Genomic DNA, 17,873 nt, shown 5'->3' with positions numbered 1-17,873 from the left:
GCAATCCGCGATCCGGGATGCCCAGGGCGCCGGGACCGCGCCCGGCGCGGCGGACCCGGCGGGGCCGCGCAGGATCCGTGCGAAGCGGTAAGCACTTCGACAGCATCGCCGTCCTGCTGTCCACCTTCTTCCTCAACGCCGGGTACCCACCGGAGAGCATCCGCGTCACCAGATCTCAAGGCCTCGAACTGCCGGGCTACTACAGGCCGCAGAAGCAGTGGGACGTCGTGGTCGTCCATGAGGGCATCCTCGTCGCCGCCTTCGAACTCAAGGCGCTGGGCGGCCCCTCCTACGGCAACAACTACAACAACAGAGTCGAGGAGGCCCTCGGGAGCGCCGTCGATCTGCGGCGCGCCCTTGCGGAAATGTGTCCGGAGGTGGAGCCCTGGCTCGGCTACTTCTTCATCATGCAGGACGGCGAGAGGTGCAGCGCTCCCGTCAGGATCGCGCAGGGCGCGCTGCCGGTGAACGACATCTGGCACGGCACCTCGTACCAGGACCGTTTCGGAGTCTTCTGCCGCCGTCTCCTCGACGAAGGGCTCTACGACGCCGTCTGCTACGTGACGTCCTCGGCCGGAAGCCCCAGACCTGTGGAGCCGGTCGAGAGCCTTGACTGGCTCCATTTCGCGGCAGCGATAAACGCGCGCCTGACCTATCTGAGGAGCCTCGGGATCCCTGGGTAGCCGGCCCGGCGCGCACCGTCTGGCTGCCCCGCCCCGACCGTGACCCCGACCCGCCGGTTCCGGACCGGGCCCTCACCCTCGAGCCCGGCGTGGGCTCGGAAACCCACCGCACCGCTAGCCGCACCAAAACAAACAAATACCCCGGGCGTCATTGACGTCCAGGGTATTTGTTTGCGTATATTAGAGGTTTCCGTGTCCAGAATCACGAGAATCGCACGGCTGCACGGAGAATCTTTATGGAGTCATCATATCGGGGCGGGAGTTGCATTGTCAAACGCGGAATTGATTCGCGAGCAGGAATTCATGGATGTGCTGTACGCGCGGCTCGAGGAGCTGCGGGAGCAGGCCGAGGACGCGCTGCGTTCGGCCATGGCTCCCGCCGGGGAGGCGGGCGGCGGCACGTTCCAGGCGCGGCTGGAGCGGGACGTCCTGGTGGCCGAACAGTCCGGGCTGCTGGCCGCGTTCAACGCCGGTGAGCGCGGGCTGTGCTTCGGGCGGCTGGTGTTCCGGGACGGCCGGGACCACCACATCGGCCGGATCGGCATCCGCCGCGACGACGCCGAACGCACCCCGCTCGTCATCGACTGGCGGGCCGACGTGGCACGGCCGTTCTATCTCGCCACCGGGCACACCCCGATGGGGCTGCGCCGTCGTCGCCACATCACCACCGAGGGGCAGCAGGTCACCGCCCTCCACGACGAGATCCTCGACCTCGGCGACAGCGAGCGCACCGGCTACGAGGGCAGCGACGCCGACGCCGTACTCCTCGCCTCCCTCGACGCCGCCCGCACCGGCCGGATGCACGACATCGTGCAGACCATCCAGGCCGAGCAGGACCGGATCATCCGCGCCCCGCACCAGGGCGTGCTGGTGGTGGAGGGCGGGCCCGGCACGGGCAAGACCGTCGTGGCGCTGCACCGCGCCGCGTATCTCCTCTACGCCCAGCGGGAGTTGCTGGCCCGCCGCGCCGTGCTGATCGTCGGGCCGAACCCGGCGTTCCTCGGCTACATCGGCGAGGTGCTGCCCTCGCTCGGCGAGACGGGCGTGCTGATGGCCTCGCCCGGTGAGCTGTTCCCCGGTGTCACCGCCACGGCGACGGACACCCCCGAGGCCGCCGAGGTCAAGGGCCGGGCCGAGATGGCCGACGTCCTCGCGCGCTACGTACGGGACCAGCAGCGGCTGCCGGAGCCCGGGACCGTCATCGGCACCGAGGACGGCGACCTGCTGCTGGACGCCGACATCGTGACCCTCGCCCGCCACCAGGCCCGGGAGACGAAGCTGCCGCACAACCTCGCCCGGCCGCACTTCGCGTTCCGCGTCATCGACGAGCTGACGGCCCAGCTCGCCGACCGCATCGGCGCCGACCCGTACGGCGGCCCGAACTTCCTCGGCCCGGACGACATCGCCCAGCTCGGCATCTCCGTCGCCGCGAGCAGTGAAGTGCAGGCGGCGATCGACGCGTTGTGGCCGCTGCTGACGCCGCAGGAGCTGGTCGCCGGCTTCCTGGCCGGCCCCGTCCATCTGCCGGAGGCCGACGCCGAGGCGATCCGGCGCACCGGCGGCGAGTGGACCACGGCCGACATCCCGCTCCTGGACGAGGCCGCCGAACTGCTCGGCGAGGACGACGCGGCGGCCCGCGCCCGCGCCGAGGCCGAACGGCAGGAGCGCGTCGCCTACGCGCAGGGCGTGCTGGACCTGTCGTACGGCTCCCGGACGCAGGAGTTCGAGGACCGCGACGACGAGGAGTCGGAGGTGCTGGCCGCGCACGATCTGATCGACGCCGAACGGCTGGCCGACCGCGCCGAGGAGGCGGACCACCGCAGCGCGGCCGAACGGGCGGCGGCGGACCGCACCTGGGCGTTCGGGCACATCATCGTGGACGAGGCGCAGGAGCTGTCACCGATGGCGTGGCGGCTGCTGATGCGCCGCTGCCCGACCCGCTCCATGACGCTGGTCGGCGACCCGGCCCAGACCGCCGAGCCGGGGAGCTGCGGCTCCTGGGAACGGATCCTGCGACCGTATGTGGGCGAGCGGTGGGAGCACGTCCGGCTGGGCGTCAACTACCGCACGCCGAGCCAGATCATGGATGTCGCGGCCGGGGTGCTGCGGGCCGTCGACCCGTCGTTCGAACCGCCGCGGTCGATCCGTACGACGGACAGCGCGCCATGGGCGCACCGGGTGCCGGAGGAGAAGGAGCTGGCCGACGCGGTCGCGGCGGCCGTGGCCCGGGAGGCGGCAGAGCTCGGTGACGAGGCGGGGCAGGGGCGGCTCGCGGTGATCGCGCCCGGGGAGCTGGTGGAGCCGCTGGCCGCCGCGCTGCCGGAGGCGTCCGCCGGGCCCCGGCCGGATCTGACCCGGCCGGTGGTGGTGCTCGGTCCGCGGCAGGCGAAGGGGCTGGAGTTCGACGCGGTGGTCGTGGTGGAACCGGCGGAGTTCGCGGTGAGCGATCTGTATGTGGCGCTGACCCGGGCGACGCAGCGGCTGGGCGTCGTCCATGCGGCGGACCTCCCGGCCGGCCTGGGGGCCCGGCTCGCCGCCGGCCCGGCGGGGCGTGGTGCGGGATCCGGCTCGGGCTCGGGCTCCGGCTGAGGACTGAGGACTGAGCCGGAGAGCTGGGGGCGGAGGCGATCCGGGGCGCGGCACCCGACGGCCTTCCCGCCCCGGCGCCCCGTCCCCGCCGGGGCGCCGGGGCGCCGCCGGTGCGGTGCCGCTTCCGCTCAGTCGAGGACCGCGGTGGCTTCGATCTCGACCAGGTGTTCGGGTACGTCCAGGGCCGCGACGCCCAGCAGCGAGGCCGGTGGGGCCGCGGTGACCCCCAGCTTCGCGGTCGCCCGGGAGATGCCCTCCAGGAGCAGGGGCATCTTGTCGGGGGTCCAGTCGACGACGTAGACGGTCAGTTTCGCCACGTCGTCAAAGGTCGCGCCGACCCCGGCCAGGGCCGTGCCGACGCTGAGGTAGCTCTCCTCGACCTGGGCGGCGAGGTCTCCCCCGGCGTTCCAGGCGACCTGCCCGGCGACGAAGACCAGCTTCGATCCCGTAGCGACCGACACCTGCCGGTACACGTCGATCTCCGGCAGTCCGGGAGGGTTCACCAGGGTGATGGCCATCGGTCCGTCTCCTTCTCGTCCCGTCCGTGGGCGCGCCGCTTCCTCGGCACCACGGGACAGTCGCTCTCTTGTGGTTACTCGGGAACCGTAGGAGAGTGTCCGCTGACGTGGAAGAACGCACTTTTCGGTGACTGGGGAACCTGATGGTGACCAAGCAGCTCAAGGGCTCGGCGGATCCGGTGGACGAAGCGGATCTGCTGCGCGCGGACTCCCTGGCGCGGGAGATCTTCTCGGACGTCGCCAACAAATGGGCGCTGCTGATCATCGAGATCCTCGGGGAGCGCACGCTGCGCTTCAGCGAACTGCGGAACGAGATCGAGGGCATCAGCCACAAGATGCTCACCCAGAACCTGCGCATGCTGGAGCGCAACGGCCTGGTCGGGCGGACGGTGCACCCCACCGTGCCGCCGCGGGTCGAGTACGCCCTCACCGAGGCGGGCACGGCCCTGCGGAAGACGGTCGACGGCATGTGTGACTGGACCCACCGGTACCTGGGCCACATCGAAGCCGCCCGCCACCGCTTCGACGCCTGACGGCGGAGCGGACGGCCCGGGTGCGGCACCCGGCACCCGCCCTCCCCGCCCTCCCCGTCACCCCGTGATCTCCGTCAGCGCCCCGACCGCCCGCCGGGCCCGCTCGCCGTCCGAGCGGACGGCGTGGGCGAGTTCGACGTGCAGGAACGGCACGCCCTCGGCGGCGAACCGCTTCCCCTGCTCGTTGCCGCGGCCGGCCAGCTCGCAGCGGCGGGCCCAGGCCCGGCACACCTCCAGGCCGTTCCGGCGGAGCCCGCGGGCCAGGGTTCGGGCCTCCTCGCGGCCGTCGTCGCCCCGGCCGGTGGACACCACCGCGTCGTACCCGGGTACGGAGTCGTCCGCGAATCCGTGCAGTTGGACGCCGGGGACACCCCGGGAGGCCAGTTCCGCGCAGACCGCGTGGAAGACGGTGTCCCGGCGGTGCGCCACGTCGGCGGCGTCACCCCTGCCCGCCTCGCGGTGCGCGCCCGCGACGACCAGCACACCGCCCGGGGTGCCGCGCAGCACGGCGGCGCCGAGCCGCTCGGTCCCGCGGTCGGCGGCGGGGTGCGGCACCTGTACGGACCAGCGGGCGGTCCCGTCGCCGCCCGGACCACCACCGCCCGGCTCGGCACCGGCCCGGTCCCCACCGCCCAGATCGACGTAGACCCGGCCCCATCCGCGGCCGGCGGGACTCCCGCCGGCGGAGTCCTCGCCGGCCGGACTCCCGTCCGCCGGTTCGGCCAGGTCGGCGATCTCCGCGTATCTGCGCCCCGTGGCACGGTCGGTGAGCGTGCGCACGCCGTAGCCCGCCGCCGCGAGCCGCCGCGCCGCGTCCTCCCGGCGGCCGTCGAGCAGGAGACGGAGGCCGTCCGCGACGGTCCGGCGTTCCGCGCGGTCCGGCGGGTGGTAGCCGCCGTTCCCGCCGAACCGGGACACGAAGCCGGTGATGTGCCGCTCCAGATCGACGGTGGCGTCCCGCCCGTCTTCCCGTCCCGCGGGGCCCCCGGCCCGGCCGGGCCCAACTGGCCCCGGATCAGCGGGAGATGTGATCTGCGACACCACCGCGTGGCCGGCGAAGGCCGTCAGGACCGCCGCCGGGGCGCTTGCGAGGAGCATTGTTATGGCAATTGTTATCTGCCGGGACGTGGGTGCCCTCATATCGGGATGAGAATACCCGGGTGATGAAACGTTCCCTCCGTCCCCGTACCGCTGGGCTAGCCGCCCTCGTCTGTTGCGCGACCGCCCTCGCGGGCTGCGGAGCCCCCGGCAGCCCGGACGACGGCGCCGCGGCGGGCGCCCGGTCCTTCACCGTCGCCGCGGCGGGGGACATCCTCATCCACCCGGAGCTGACGGAGCAGGCCCGGAAGGACGCCCAGGAGACGGGCGAAGGAACGGAAGGGCTGGACTTCGGCCTGCTCATGGCCGGGGTGAAGCCGGTGATCAGCAAGGCGGATCTGGCCATCTGCCACATGGAGCCGGTTCTCGGCGAGCCCGGGGGCCCCTTCCAGAGCTACCCGGACTTCCTCGTCCCGCCCCAGATCGCCACCGCGGTCGAGGACGCCGGGTACGACACCTGCTCCACCGCCTCCAACCACACCCTCGACCACGGCCCCGCCGGGGTGAAGCGGACCCTGGACGTCCTCGACGCGGCGGGCCTGAAGCACACCGGCTCCGCCCGGAACCGCAAGGAGGGGGAGACTCCGCTGATCATGGACGTCAAGGGCGTCAAGGTCGCGCAGCTCTCGTTCGCCGGCGGGTTCAACGGACGCGAGGTTCCGGAGGACACCCCCTGGCTCGTCAACCAGACCTCCTTCAAGCGCGTCGCCGCCGCCGAGCGCGCGGCCCGCGACGCCGGGGCCGACGTGGTGATCCTCAGCATCCACTGGGGCCGCGAGCACCAGCAGGCCCCGAACGGATTCCAGCTCAGGATGGCCCGCCGGATCGCCGAGAAGACGGGCATCGATCTCGTCATCGGGCACCACGCCCATGTGGTGCAGCCGATGGAGAAGGTGGACGGCACCTGGATCGCCTACGGCCTCGGCAATCAGCTGGCCCGGCACGAGGTGCCCAGCGGCCTCTCCGAGGAGGGCGTGATCGGCTGGTTCGAGTTCACCGAGCGCGGCGGCGCGTGGGACGTGCGGGCGCGCTACGTGCCCACCTTCGTCGACATCCCGCCGGACCCGGAGGACGCGGACATCACCACGGCGGCGGACGCGGTGGAACCCGTGGGGGACCACCGTCTGGTGGATGTCGCGGCAGCCCTGCGGGAGGACCGGGACCTCACCGGGGAGCAGCGCTCCCGTTACCGGCTGGCCTTCGAACGCACCGAGGGCACGCTGCTCAACCGGGGCGGGGTCCAGGACGGCCTGGAGCCGCTGCGGGGGCTGCCGGACTGATACCTCCGGACCGAAGCCTCCGGACCGAAGCTGCTGGACCGAAGCCGGACCGCCGCTGCCGGACTGACGTGGCCGGTCCGACGCTGCCGGGCCGGCAGTGCCGGACCGGCCGGGGCGGTCGAGGGATCTGCCTCACATCCCGCCACCTGCGTACAACCATTCGACCGGGCCATCGGTCATGCATCACTGGTTACGGCTCCCAGCCGCAACACGATCCCCGTACGTCACACGGCCGCCGTGCACCTCACGCGCCGCGGTCCGTGTCGCGCACTCCGCCCGTCGCAGCAGGCGCAACACGCCTGTCTGCCCCCCAACTACCCCGTCCCACGCCGTACATGCAGCAGTTGTTGAAGAAGGAGCGCTCGGTGGTCGCCCCCCGCACGACGCCGCGGCACAAAGTCCGCCGCAGGGCCGATATGTCACTGCTGGGCGGCATCCGGCCTCCCATCGCGGCCCTGGCCGCGCTGCTGCTCTCGCTGGCGGCCCTCACCGCCTTCCACCTCGGCCGGGTCGGCAACGATCCGGTCTCCGAGGCGGTGATGACCTCGCAGCAGCACGTCGCCGAGGACGGCGCCATCGCACTGCGCGCCTCCCTGGACGAGAGCATCACCGACCTCAACCGGACGACCGCGCTGTTCAACGCGGGCAAGCCCGTCTCGGCCGACGCCGTCCTCGACAAGATCGGCAGCGTCTACCAGAAGTGGCGGGGCACCGCCGTTCTCGAGATCAAGTCGGGGAAGCTCCTCGCCGCCCGCGGCGAGACGCTGCCGCTCACCGCGATCGACCGCGGCAAGCTGTCCGAGGAGGGCGGGCTCGACCCGCGCATGGTCCGCCTGGAGAACGGCGAGACACGGCTGCTGATCCTCTCCGTGCTGTCCTGGGAGGACCGGCCCCAGCAGCTGCTCATCGCCTCCAGCAGCCTGAAGTTCCCCGGAGTCAGCCTCGGCAAGTTCCGTGCCATCGCCGTGGTCGACTCGACCGGGGAGATCCTCAGCAGCGACGGCATCCTGGCCGACGAGCAGATCCTCTCCGACGAGGTCAAGGAGGACGCCGAGCGGTCACGGAAGGAACTGCGGGGCTTCAGCCGGACCGCCGCGAAGAAGGCCGCGCAGCACCCGGTGAAGGCCAAGGAGCCGGGGTCGGGCGGCTTCCTCGGGGTGAGCGGCAGCCTCCTCGGCGACGAGGCCGGCGGCGAACGCGCCCTGGCCGGCTACGCGACGCTCGCCGCACCGGAAGCCGGCGGCCAGACCGCGGCCACCGGTCTCGGACTGACCGTGGTGGCCCTGCTCCACGTAACCGAGGACACCACCCGCACCACCAACTCGATCTTCGGCCTGCTCGCCGCCGGCTCCCTGCTCGTCATCGGCGCCCTGGCCGTGGGGCTCCTCTACGGCACGGTGCAGCGCCCGCTGCTCCAGCTCTTCCTGGAGAGCCGCCGCCTCACCCGCGGCGACCTGCGCCGCCCGGTCGGCGCACCGCGCTTCGGCGAGACCCGGCGCATCGGCGAGGCCCTGGAACGGCTGCGGCAGCAGCTCCTCGGCGGCACCGGCGACCCGGACGGCTCCGCGGACGGGGACGGCTCCGCCGGGGACGGCTCCGCCGCTCCCGTCCGGCGGGGCCGGAGGGTCGGCAGCCGCGCCCTGCTCACCGTCTCCGCCGTGCTGCTCCTCGCCTGGTGCGCCCCGCTCGCGCTGGTCCTCAACCGGGCCGAGGCCACCGTCGTCGTACCCCAGCAGCTCGTCAACGACCAGCGGGAACGGACCGACACCCTCACCGACCGGGTCCGCCGGGCGCTCAACGAGGGGCACGCCGACCTGACCTCGGTGGCCTCCCTCATCGGCGACCAGACGTCCCCCGGCGACATGACCGCCGTCCTCGACCGGACGCGGAAAGAGCACCTGCGCTACGAGTCGCTGTACGTCCTCTCCGCCGACGGCGAGATCCTCGCCCGCGCCGGCGAGGACCCCCGGCACCCGGCCGGGAAGGGCCCGGGCACCGAGCAGATCGTCCTGCGCGACGACTCCGGCAAGGTGCCGGTCATCAGCGCCTACGCCGAGGTGCCGGGCCGCGACGGCGCCGCCGTCGTCGGCGAGTTCCGGATCGGCTTCCTCAACTCGCTGCTCAAGCAGCCCGGCCTCGGCCAGGTCCGGCTGATCGACGAGAAGCAGCGGGTGATCGCGGCCAACAGCGGCTACCGCGCCTTCCAGGAACTGCCGGACAAGAAGCTGTCCTCGCTGGTGGCCGGCGCCAACCAGAAGGTCGGGCTCAGCCCCCGGCCCAGCAGCGTGCTCTACCGCGACGAGGGCGTCCAGATCGCCGCCGCCGCGCCGTTCGTCGGCGGCGGCCCCGCGAAGCCGCTCGGCTGGACGGTGGTGAGCTGGCAGCCGGCCGCCGGACTCGACATCCCCGAGTACAGCCTGCAGAACCGCACCGTGCTGGCCGGCCTCCTCGGCCTCACCGCGACCGCCGCCTGTCTCGGCTGGCTGCACATCGTGGTCGTCCGTCCGCTGCGCGAACTGGCCGACCGGGCCGAGGCGCTCGCCGACGGCGACCGCCGCACCGTTCTCTACCCGCGCAACCACGACGAGGTCGGCGCCGTCACCCGCAGCCTGGAGCTGATCCGGCAGGAACTGCAGCGGCAGACGCAGCAGCGCAAGCGGGACGCGACCCCCCTCGCCGGAAGGAACTGACCACCGTGCTCTTCCTCTACACCGTTCTGGTGGTGTGCTGCGTCATCCTGCTCGTCGCGGGCGTCATCGAGCAGCGGCGGCACTTCGCCGGCCTGGACCACATACCGTCCCGGGTGCTCGTCAACGGCATCCGCGGCAAGAGCTCCATCACCCGGCTGTGCGCGGGCGCGCTGCGCGGCGGCGGGCTCGTCACGGTCGCCAAGACCACCGGCACCGCGGCCCGCTTCATCCACCCCGACGCCACCGAGGAACCGGTCTACCGGAAGTTCGGCATCGCGAACGTCGTGGAGCAGATCGGCATCGTGCGGCGCGCCGCCTCGTACCACCCGGACGCCCTGGTCATGGAGTGCATGGCGGTCATGCCGGCGCTGCAGGAGATCAACCAGTCGAAGCTGATCCGCTCCACCATCGGCGTGCTGTGCAACGTCCGCGAGGACCACCTCGCCGAGATGGGACCCACCCTCGACGACGTGGCCCGCTCCCTGAGCCGGTCCATGCCGGAGGGCGGGATCTGCGTGACCGCCGAGAAGGAACGGTTCGCCATCCTCCAGGAGGAGGCGGACGCCCGGGACTGTGAACTGATCTACGCCGACCCGGAGTCGGTGACCGACGAGGAACTGCGCGGCTTCAGCTGGTTCACCTTCAAGGAGAACGTCGCCATCGCCCTGACCGTGGCCGGCCTGCTCGGCGTGGACCGGGAGACGGCGCTGCGCGGCATGTACGAGGCGCCGCCGGACCCGGGCGTGCTCTCCGTCGAGCGGTACCTGGTGCCCGGCGGCGCGGAAGCGGCCGAGCGGCCGGGCACGGGCGCCGGGGCGGCCGGTGCCGGTGCGGGGGCCGGTGCGGGGGCGGGTGCGGGTGCGGGTGCGGGTGCGGGTGCCAAGCGGCTGCGGTTCGCGAACGTCTTCGCGGCCAACGACCCCGAGTCGACGCTGATGAACATCAACCAGCTGCTGGACCTGGGCGCCATCCACCGGCCGCTCAACGTGGTGATCAACTGCCGTCCCGACCGGGTCGAGCGCAACGGCCAGATGGGCGAGATCATCCCCGAGCTGGCCCCGGAGACCGTCTTCCTCATCGGCCATCCGACCAAGAGCGCCCTGGACGCCATGCCCGCCGAGTGGCGGCCCCGCGCGGTCGACCTCGGCGGTGACCGCCGCGACCCCGAGGAGTTCATGCGCGCACTGCTGGACCGGCTCGGTCCCGACTCCTCGCTGGTCGCCATCGGCAACATCCACGGCCAGGGCGAAGTGCTGCTGGAACACCTCGCGGAACTGCCGGCCGACGAGGAGCCGGACGGCGCCGGGACGCCGGACGGCACGGCGGCCGCTGCCGGCACCGGCGACGGCTCCGAGGGCACCGGCGGCGCCGGGCCCGAGGGACACGGAACCGGGCGCGAGCCGGCCGCGGTGCCGGCCGGTGCCGGGGCCGGCTTCCCGGCCGGCGCGGAACCGTACGCCCCGCACATCGACCCGTTCGCCCCGTACCCGGAGGCGTACGAGGCCCGCTATCTGAACCGCCCGCAGCCGGAGCCGGCGCCGTTCCCCAACGGCCCCGGCCCGGCGGTCCGGCGGGGGGCGCCGCCCCGCGAGGCGGGTGAGCGGCAGGAACTGCCGCCGGGGCGGCACCAGGAGACCATGCCGCTCCGGGTGCGCGGGCTCTTCGAGCCCCGCCGCCGGCCCGCGCCCCCGCAGTCCGATCCGCCCGAGGGGCCGGAGCGGCCCGGGGGTCCCGAGCGGCCCGGAGGGCGTGGCCCCTCCGCACCGCGGTCCCCGCAGTCCTCACAGTCCCCGCAGTCCCCGCAGTCCTCACAGTCCCCGCAGTCCGGTCCGTGGCAGAGCCCAGGAGAGCCCCGTTGATCCCCGCCGTCCTCACCCCGGAGATCGCCGCCATCGGCATCGCCCTGGGTCTGATGTTCTCGCTGGTCTGCTACCTGACCACCAATCTGTCCCCCGGCGGCATGATCACCCCCGGCTGGCTGGCGCTCACCCTCGTCGAAGACCTCCAGCGGGCGGCCATGGTCGTCGGCGTCACCGTGCTGACCTACGTCTGCACCCTGCTGCTCCAGCGGCACGTGATCCTCTACGGCAAGCGGCTCTTCTCCGCCGTCGTCCTGACCGGTGTCCTCCTCCAGGCCACCGTGATGATCGTGCTGTCCATCGAGTTCCCGCTGATGTACGCCAACCAGACGCTCGGGTTCATCGTCCCCGGCCTCATCGCGTACCAGCTCGTCCGCCAGCCCAAGGGAGCGACCGTCCTGGCCACCGGCTCGGTGACGCTCCTGGCCTATGTCGTCCTCACCGCCGGAATCCTGCTCGGCGTCATGCCGTCCGCCTGACCCCAACGGAGCCGACCGTCCCATGAGTGCCCAGAAGAAGACCCGCGGCAAGATCCTGCACGCCACCACGGTGATCGCCCTGCTCGCCGGCAGCGCCTACCTCACCGTCGAACTCCGCCAGGAGCAGCAGGCCAAGGCGCCCGCCGTGCAGGCCGTCACCGACACCCCCGACCTCAAGTCCTCCGGCAGCGCGAACCTCGGCGAGCAGCGGTGGGAGCGGCTGAAGAGCCCGGACCGCTCGGTGCTGCGCGGGGAGAACGGCCAGGTGCTGGCGACCTTCACCGACGGCGCCCGCACGGCCACCCTCACCGGCCCCAGCCGCACCTTCACCGAACCGGCCAACACCAAGTCCCGGGTCGTCACCGAGAACTGGGTCCGGCTGATGCCGGAGGTCTGGACGAAGGGCGCCGAGAAGGAACGGTGGTTCAAGGAGTGGTTCAAGGAGTACTTCGGCAGCGAGGAGGACGACCTCTTCGCCTACGGCTTCCAGTACGTCGACCAGGCCCCGGTGAAGAAGGACGACGAGGGCGTCGCCTACGCCGGTGACGCCGACTTCGGCCCGATCAACCCCGAGGGCTCGGAGGGCGCCGACCTGCGGCTGGAACAGTCCGACTTCTACGACTACCTGGGCATCCCGTACACCTTCCGGGACGGCACCACCCTGCAGCCCGAGAGCATGCGCAGCCGCTCGATGGACTGCTCCGGCTTCATCCGCACGGTCTTCGGCTACCGCGCCCGCTATCCGCTGCGGGCCAGTGACCAGTCCGGCGACGGCCTGCCCCGCACGGCCAACGGCATGGCCCGCTCGGACCTCGGCGCGGACATCATCGAGCTGAAGGGGAAGGCCCCGTTCGAGCGGCCCGCCTCGATCGACGTGCTGCAACCCGGCGACCTGGTCTTCTTCAAACTGGACGCGCGGACGAAGGAACGCCTCGACCACGTGGGGATCTACCTGGGCCACGACACCGACGGCCACAAGATCTTCCTGTCGAGCCGTGAGGAGGTCAACGGCCCGACCATCGGCGACAAGGGCGGCACCTCGCGGCTGGACGGCAACGGCTACTACGCGAAGACGCTCCGCAGCGCGAAGCGGCTGTAGCCGCGGCGGCGACCGGCGGCGGGGCGGCAGCGACCGGCGGCGGCACGGCGGCCCTCGGCCGCGGTCCGGAGCACGCCCCCGCCCCGGTCCCCGCGGGCGCGGCGGGGCGCGACAGGTGCCGGGGCACGGGGCTGCGCGTCACGGTCCGGGGGCGGGTCGGGCACGGTTGTCCTCGCGGTGCGGACCCGTCCCGGTGTGAGCCGCCCTCCATGGCCTCCCGGAGTTCCCTGCCGGGCTGTTCCGCCGAAGCGTGACCGGGGGTGCGGGAGCAGGTCCGGCGGGCCGGGCACCGTCAGCCGGGCCGGGCACCGTCAGCCGGGCCGCGACTCCCGCACGCCCCGGGACGGCCCGTGGCAAAGCGGGGCGCCCCGGGGCAGGCGGGGCCGTCCGGACCGGGCGGGCCGGTCCGGGCGGCCCTCCTCCGCTCAGAGGATCCGGGTCAGCTTGCTGCCGAAGCCCGGCTCCTCCTTGGCCTTCTCCAGCGCCACGGGGACCTTGACCTGACCGGGCCCGCTGCCGACCGTCAGCAGTCCCACCTCGGTGCCCGCCTCCGCCTCGTGCGGGACGGTCTCCCCGCCGTCGTTGAGAGCGAGGTCCACCGTCAGGCCCGGCCAGCCGACCGCCGTGACGTCCTCGGTGGCGACCACCGGCGTCGTCCCGCCCAGACCGTCGTCGACATGGCCGACGACCTGGCCCTTCTCGACGACCTTGGCGTCCGTGAGCACCGCCTGCGCGGATTCGATCAGCTGCTTGCTGACCTCCGTCACCGAGTCGATGGCGGGCACCTTGTACTGGCCCAGTGCCGCGCCGACGATCAGCTGCTTCGTCCCCGCGATGGGCTGCTCCGCCGCGAAGAGCAGATTGCCGCCCGCCGCGGTGCTCGTGCCGGTCTTGATGCCGATGCCCGTGTAGGGGATCAGGCGGTTGTAGTTGAGCTGCTTGTCGTCGTTGCTGTCGATGTAGTACGGCTTCGCGGAGATCTCCTTGAAGACCGGGACCGCCATCGCCGCCTTGCCCAGCTTTACCAGGTCCTTGGCGGTGCTCACCGTCGTCTTCTCCAGACCGCTGGGGTCGGTGAAGGTGGTGTTCTTCATGCCGAGGTCCTTGGCGGCGTCGTTCATCGCGGCGACGAAATCCCCGCCGTTCTCCTTCTCGTACCAGCGGGCCATCAGCCGGGCCACGTTGTTCGCGGAGGGCAGCATGAGGGCTTCCAGCGCCTCGTACTCGGAGAGCATCTGCCCCTCCGTCAGCCGCACCACGGACTCGCTGTCGGCCCTGCCCCTCTCGTACTCCTCCACGGCCCGGGCGTCGACCTTCATCCTCACGCCCTCGTCGCCCTTCTTCACCGGGTACTCGCGCAGGAACACGTACGCGGTCATCACCTTGGCGACGCTGGCGATCGGGACGGGCTTCTCCGCGCCGGAGGAGCCGAGGCTGCCGAGCCCGTCGATCTCCACATAGGCCTGGCCCTCGTCCGGCCACGGCAGCGACGGCTTCTCCCCCTTGAAGGCGTACTCCGCCGCCGCCGTCAGCCGCAGCTCGGGCTCCGGCAGAGGACGAAGGGACTGTGCGATCGCGAACACGATCAGGAGGAGTACGACCAGCGGCGTCCAGATCTTCACCCGGCGCACCAGGGTGCGCAGCGGAGTCTCGGGCGGCGGCGGGGTGTTGGTGAGCTGGGCGAGCAGGTCGAGCGGGGGCAGCGGCTGCTGCTTGGTCCGCTCGACCTCGGACTCCCCGGCCGGTGACGGGGCGACCGAGCCTCCGGCGCCGCTCGCGGAGTCCGCGCGGGCGGCCTCCGGGCCCGCGGCCCAGGAGGGCCCGGAGGCCGGTGTCTTGGACGGCGCGGGCGTGCGGGGCGCGGTCTCGGAGGACTGCAGCGGTACGAACGTGCTGGTCCGCCCGGCGGCCGGTCCGGCAGCACCCGGCTTCCCCGTTCCGGGCTCGCCGGGTCCGTGCTTGCCGGCGTCCGCCCTCCCGGGCCCGGACTTCCCCGTCCCGGACTTCCCGGCGGTCTCCTTCCCGGCCTCGGGCCCGCCGGCCCCCGCCCTCGCGGGCTCCGGTCCCCCGGCGTCCGGCGCTCCTGCCTCCGATGCGCCCGTGCCGGGCTTCGCGGTGCCGGGCTTCGCGGTGCCGGGCTTCGCGGTGCCGGGCTTCGCGGTGCCGGGCTTGCCACCGCCCGGCTCCCTGACTTCCGGCTGTTTTCCGGCCGTCCCGGCCGACTCCGCTTCCGCGGCCTGCGGCGTCTTCTTCGCGCCCGTCGCGCCGGGGGCCGACTTGCTGTCGCGGGTGCTTTCCGCTTCCTTCCCGCCGGTCCCGGCAGCCGGTTCGGAGTCCCCCGGCTTGCCGGGCTGCCGCACCCGGAAGACCGCCGTCGGCTGATCCACGGGCTTGCCCTGGGCGCCAGCACCGCCCGCCGGGGCGCCGGCGGCACCACTGTCCCCGCCGGCGCGGTCGGCGTCCGCTCCGCTCCCGGCGCTCCCCCCTCGCTCGCCGCTCTCGCCGGGCTTCGAGCCCGCCGCAGCAGGCGACGCGGACCCGGTGTCCCGAGCCGGCTCGTCCGCCCTCGCGGAGTCGCCGCCCTCCGCGTTCGCTTTCGCAAGTGGCCCGGTCTGGTTCCGGTGCCGGGGGGCCTCTTCCGGGGTGGGCTCCTTCCCGGGGTCCACCGCCTCCGCCTCCGCCTCCTCGGCACCCTTGTCCTCGTCCTTCCCGGTCGACGACCCGGACGGCTCTGCGGCGGCGGACTGCCCGGGCGGCTCCGCCGGCTCGCTCTCCTCGTCGCCCGGGAGGGGGCGGCCGAAGACCACGGTTCCCCGGTCTTCACCGCTTCCGGTCGAGGCGCCGGTGCGGGCGGACCCACCGCGTTCCGAGGACTCGGTACGCGCGGCGCGCAGGCCGCCGAAGGCCGCCGTCACCAGATCCGCGCGCCCGGCCGCGTCCTCCACGGCCCCGTCTTCCCCGGCCCCGTCTTCCCCCGTCGCGTCCTCCCCCGTCACGTCCTCCCCCGTCACGTCCTCCCTCGTCACGTCCTCCCCAGGCGTGCCGGCGCCCGGCCCGGCGGAAGCGCCGGTGTCCCCGCTTCCCGAGGCGCTCCCCGAGGCGGGCTGCGCAGCGGGCTCCGAGGGGCGCCGCTCGGCCTCGCTCGTGGCGACCCAGGCCGCGACCGCGTCCCGCAGCCGCGCGTCGCCCAGCCCCGCCGCCTTCTGCTCGCCCCCGGCCCCAGGGATGCCGGCTTCGCCGGTCCCGGATGCGGCACCGTTCCCGGAGGTGGCGTTCTCCGTCTCGCCGTCTCCCGTCTCGCCGTCTCCCGGCCCGCCGTCCGCCGGGGCCGCCTCCCTCGCCGTGGCCCCCTTCGCCGCGGTGTCCCCGGCCGGGGCCTCCTCCGTCACCGCGCCGCGTGTCTCGCCCGAGTCGTCCGCTCCACCCTTCGGCGCCGTGTTCTCCGGCGTCCCGTCTCCGGGCTCCGCGTCACCGCCGTCAGGGCCGTCCGCACGGTCCCCGCCGGGCTCGCCCGTCTTCCCGCCGCCCGTCTTCCCGTCATCCGTCTTCCCGTCGTCCGACGAGGTTCCGAAGACGGCGATCCGCGGGTCGCTCCCGGCTTCCGCTTCCGCTTCCGCGGTCCCCCCCGATGACTTCCGCTGCTCCGACCTACCGGGGGACTCGCCCGCCACCGTGCCTCCTCCATACGTACTGCTGCCCAACGTGCCGCGGGGACCCCGTATGATCCGACGGCACCGCGCGCCACTGCTGATCCGCGCCACCAGTGTCCAGCCCGGAACCCTCCGCTCCGGCCTTCGGATCGCCGGAGTCCGGTTTCCGCCCCCGGCCGGCGCCCGCCCAGTGGCTAGACGAGGACGACATACCTAACGGTTCCCTCACAAAGTCCCCAGGCACTCTCGACAGACCATTGTGAGAGGGGTCACCCTGTCAGACATCCACGCGGGGAGGCATGGATGGGCAGGAGCCGCAGAACAATTCCGGAGGAGCTTCTGCTGCTGGCCTTGGACCCGGCCACGGGAACCACGGCGCAGCCGCAGTCGCTCGACCTCGGTCTTGCCGGGGCGCAGCTAGTGGAGCTGGCTCTGGCAGGACGGATAGCCCCTGACGGGGATCGTATCGCCGTGGTGCTGCCACGGCCGACAGGAGATCCGACACTGGACTCCGCGCTCGAACTGCTGCGCCGTCGCGGCAGCCCGGTGCGCGCCGTCCACTGGATCGGCGGGCCCCGGCTGGGGCTGCGCCAGACGTATCTCACGCATCTGGAGCGGTGCGGCATGGTGCATGCCGTGGCCGGACAGATGTGCGGGGTACTGCCGACGACTCGCTACCAGGCGACGGAGACGGCCATCAGCCGGGACATCAGGAACCGGCTCGACAACGCGATCCGCACCGGCGTACCGCCGGACCCGCGGACCGCGGCGCTGGCCGCGCTCGCCCACGCGGTGGGGCTCGGCAAGCACCTCTACCCGGGCAACGAGGGCAGGTCCTGCCGCTCCAGGCTGCGGGATCTGATCCGGCACGACCCGATGGGCGGGCTCGTGGCCCACGCCGTGATGGACGTGCAGAACGGCGTGGCCGTGCAGCCGCGGCGATCGCCGTCGGCCCGGGGAGGACCGGGCGATCCGGCGGGCGTGCCACCGCAGGCCCGGCGCGGGAGCATGGCGCGCGCCGCGGCTCGCTAGAGCCGGGCCCCGCACCCGGTGCGTCACCGGCCCACGGCCCCCGCCCGCATCGGCGGCGGCGCCACCGGCCACTACCGGCGCGCCGAGCAGCACGACAGCTTGGCACCCGACACCCCGACCACCCTCGAATCCGGACAGTTCACACCCACCGACCGGGCCGCCGTCCCCACGAGCCGGTCCGGAAACCGGCGGACGCGCGCGGGCGGTGGGCCGGAGGCCCGCAGTGGCACCGGCCCCCGCCCGCGCGCGGTGTATGCGGTGTGTTGTCCCGGCATGTTCGCCCGCGCGGCGGCGCGGCCATCGCCCGAAGTGTACGGAGGGCGACCCTCTGTCGCCGTTTCCCAGCGCCGCCGCGGTCCGCAG

Annotated in this window: 12 protein-coding genes; 9 read left to right on the top strand and 3 right to left on the bottom strand. The window is 73.1% G+C overall.

Going from position 1 to position 17,873, the window contains the following annotated elements; all coding sequences use genetic code 11:
- Positions 1-77 precede the first annotated feature (77 nt).
- Both KBZ10_RS17605 and KBZ10_RS17600 read left to right on the top strand, forming a co-directional pair.
- Positions 78-683 carry a PaeR7I family type II restriction endonuclease gene (locus KBZ10_RS17605; RefSeq protein WP_307847488.1) on the top strand — a complete coding sequence of 202 codons (606 nt, stop codon included), beginning with the start codon at positions 78-80 and terminating at the stop codon, positions 681-683.
- Between the two features lie 303 nt (positions 684-986).
- Complete coding sequence (locus KBZ10_RS17600) at positions 987-3,272, top strand: UvrD-helicase domain-containing protein (protein WP_247702555.1); 2,286 nt, start codon at positions 987-989, stop codon at positions 3,270-3,272.
- Between the two features lie 128 nt (positions 3,273-3,400).
- Here the strand turns inward: KBZ10_RS17600 and KBZ10_RS17595 are convergent, their stop codons facing one another.
- Positions 3,401-3,790 carry a RidA family protein gene (locus KBZ10_RS17595; RefSeq protein WP_210988591.1) on the bottom strand — a complete coding sequence of 130 codons (390 nt, stop codon included), beginning with the start codon at positions 3,788-3,790 and terminating at the stop codon, positions 3,401-3,403.
- 143 nt (positions 3,791-3,933) lie between these two features.
- Between KBZ10_RS17595 and KBZ10_RS17590 the strand changes: the two genes are divergently transcribed.
- Positions 3,934-4,323, top strand: coding sequence for a helix-turn-helix domain-containing protein (locus KBZ10_RS17590; protein WP_210988590.1), 390 nt, complete (start codon positions 3,934-3,936; stop codon positions 4,321-4,323).
- Positions 4,324-4,380: 57 nt separating this feature from the next.
- Here KBZ10_RS17590 and KBZ10_RS17585 read toward each other — a convergent pair whose 3' ends face one another.
- Positions 4,381-5,421 carry a hypothetical protein gene (locus tag KBZ10_RS17585; protein ID WP_210988589.1) on the bottom strand — a complete coding sequence of 347 codons (1,041 nt, stop codon included), beginning with the start codon at positions 5,419-5,421 and terminating at the stop codon, positions 4,381-4,383.
- Positions 5,422-5,486: 65 nt separating this feature from the next.
- Here KBZ10_RS17585 and KBZ10_RS17580 point away from each other — a divergent pair, with 65 nt between their 5' ends.
- The 5 genes from KBZ10_RS17580 (at position 5,487) to KBZ10_RS17555 (ending at position 12,828) form a co-directional block, all read left to right on the top strand.
- On the top strand, positions 5,487-6,701 hold the full coding sequence (locus tag KBZ10_RS17580) for a CapA family protein (RefSeq protein WP_210988588.1): 1,215 nt from the start codon (positions 5,487-5,489) through the stop codon (positions 6,699-6,701).
- Positions 6,702-7,117: 416 nt separating this feature from the next.
- On the top strand, positions 7,118-9,391 hold the full coding sequence (locus KBZ10_RS17575; protein WP_210988673.1) for a HAMP domain-containing protein: 2,274 nt from the start codon (positions 7,118-7,120) through the stop codon (positions 9,389-9,391).
- A 5-nt stretch (positions 9,392-9,396) separates the two neighbouring features.
- Entirely contained in the window at positions 9,397-11,250 is a 1,854-nt protein-coding gene (gene pgsB, locus KBZ10_RS29545) for a poly-gamma-glutamate synthase PgsB (protein ID WP_307847487.1), read from the top strand.
- Positions 11,247-11,729, top strand: a complete 483-nt coding sequence (locus KBZ10_RS17560) for a poly-gamma-glutamate biosynthesis protein PgsC/CapC (protein WP_210988587.1) — start codon at positions 11,247-11,249, stop codon at positions 11,727-11,729. The genes pgsB and KBZ10_RS17560 overlap by 4 nt, the downstream gene beginning before the upstream one ends.
- 22 nt (positions 11,730-11,751) lie before the next feature.
- Positions 11,752-12,828: a C40 family peptidase gene (locus tag KBZ10_RS17555; RefSeq protein WP_210988586.1), complete on the top strand. Its 1,077-nt coding sequence runs from the start codon at positions 11,752-11,754 to the stop codon at positions 12,826-12,828.
- A gap of 425 nt (positions 12,829-13,253) precedes the next feature.
- Here KBZ10_RS17555 and KBZ10_RS30065 read toward each other — a convergent pair whose 3' ends face one another.
- Positions 13,254-16,217 (bottom strand): D-alanyl-D-alanine carboxypeptidase, encoded by a 2,964-nt coding sequence (locus KBZ10_RS30065; RefSeq protein WP_210988585.1) that lies wholly within the window; start codon positions 16,215-16,217, stop codon positions 13,254-13,256.
- Between the two features lie 564 nt (positions 16,218-16,781).
- Between KBZ10_RS30065 and KBZ10_RS17545 the strand changes: the two genes are divergently transcribed.
- Positions 16,782-17,510, top strand: coding sequence for a GPP34 family phosphoprotein (locus KBZ10_RS17545; RefSeq protein ID WP_210988584.1), 729 nt, complete (start codon positions 16,782-16,784; stop codon positions 17,508-17,510).
- Positions 17,511-17,873 lie beyond the last annotated feature (363 nt).

The organism is Streptomyces sp. F63, assembly GCF_018070345.1.
Classification (GTDB): Bacteria; Actinomycetota; Actinomycetes; order Streptomycetales; family Streptomycetaceae; genus Streptomyces.
The sequence above is the reverse complement of the archived record's forward strand: the minus strand, read 5'-3'. Positions and strand labels throughout refer to the sequence as shown.

Coding starts and splice junctions, on each gene's coding strand:
- KBZ10_RS17600 (WP_247702555.1), top strand. CDS start 987: ATGGATGTGCTGTACGCGCGGCTCGAGGAGCTGCGGGAGCAGGCCGAG.
- KBZ10_RS17595 (WP_210988591.1), bottom strand. CDS start 3,790: ATGGCCATCACCCTGGTGAACCCTCCCGGACTGCCGGAGATCGACGTG.
- KBZ10_RS17590 (WP_210988590.1), top strand. CDS start 3,934: ATGGTGACCAAGCAGCTCAAGGGCTCGGCGGATCCGGTGGACGAAGCG.
- KBZ10_RS17585 (WP_210988589.1), bottom strand. CDS start 5,421: ATGCTCCTCGCAAGCGCCCCGGCGGCGGTCCTGACGGCCTTCGCCGGC.
- KBZ10_RS17580 (WP_210988588.1), top strand. CDS start 5,487: ATGAAACGTTCCCTCCGTCCCCGTACCGCTGGGCTAGCCGCCCTCGTC.
- KBZ10_RS17575 (WP_210988673.1), top strand. CDS start 7,118: ATGTCACTGCTGGGCGGCATCCGGCCTCCCATCGCGGCCCTGGCCGCG.
- KBZ10_RS17555 (WP_210988586.1), top strand. CDS start 11,752: ATGAGTGCCCAGAAGAAGACCCGCGGCAAGATCCTGCACGCCACCACG.
- KBZ10_RS17545 (WP_210988584.1), top strand. CDS start 16,782: ATGGGCAGGAGCCGCAGAACAATTCCGGAGGAGCTTCTGCTGCTGGCC.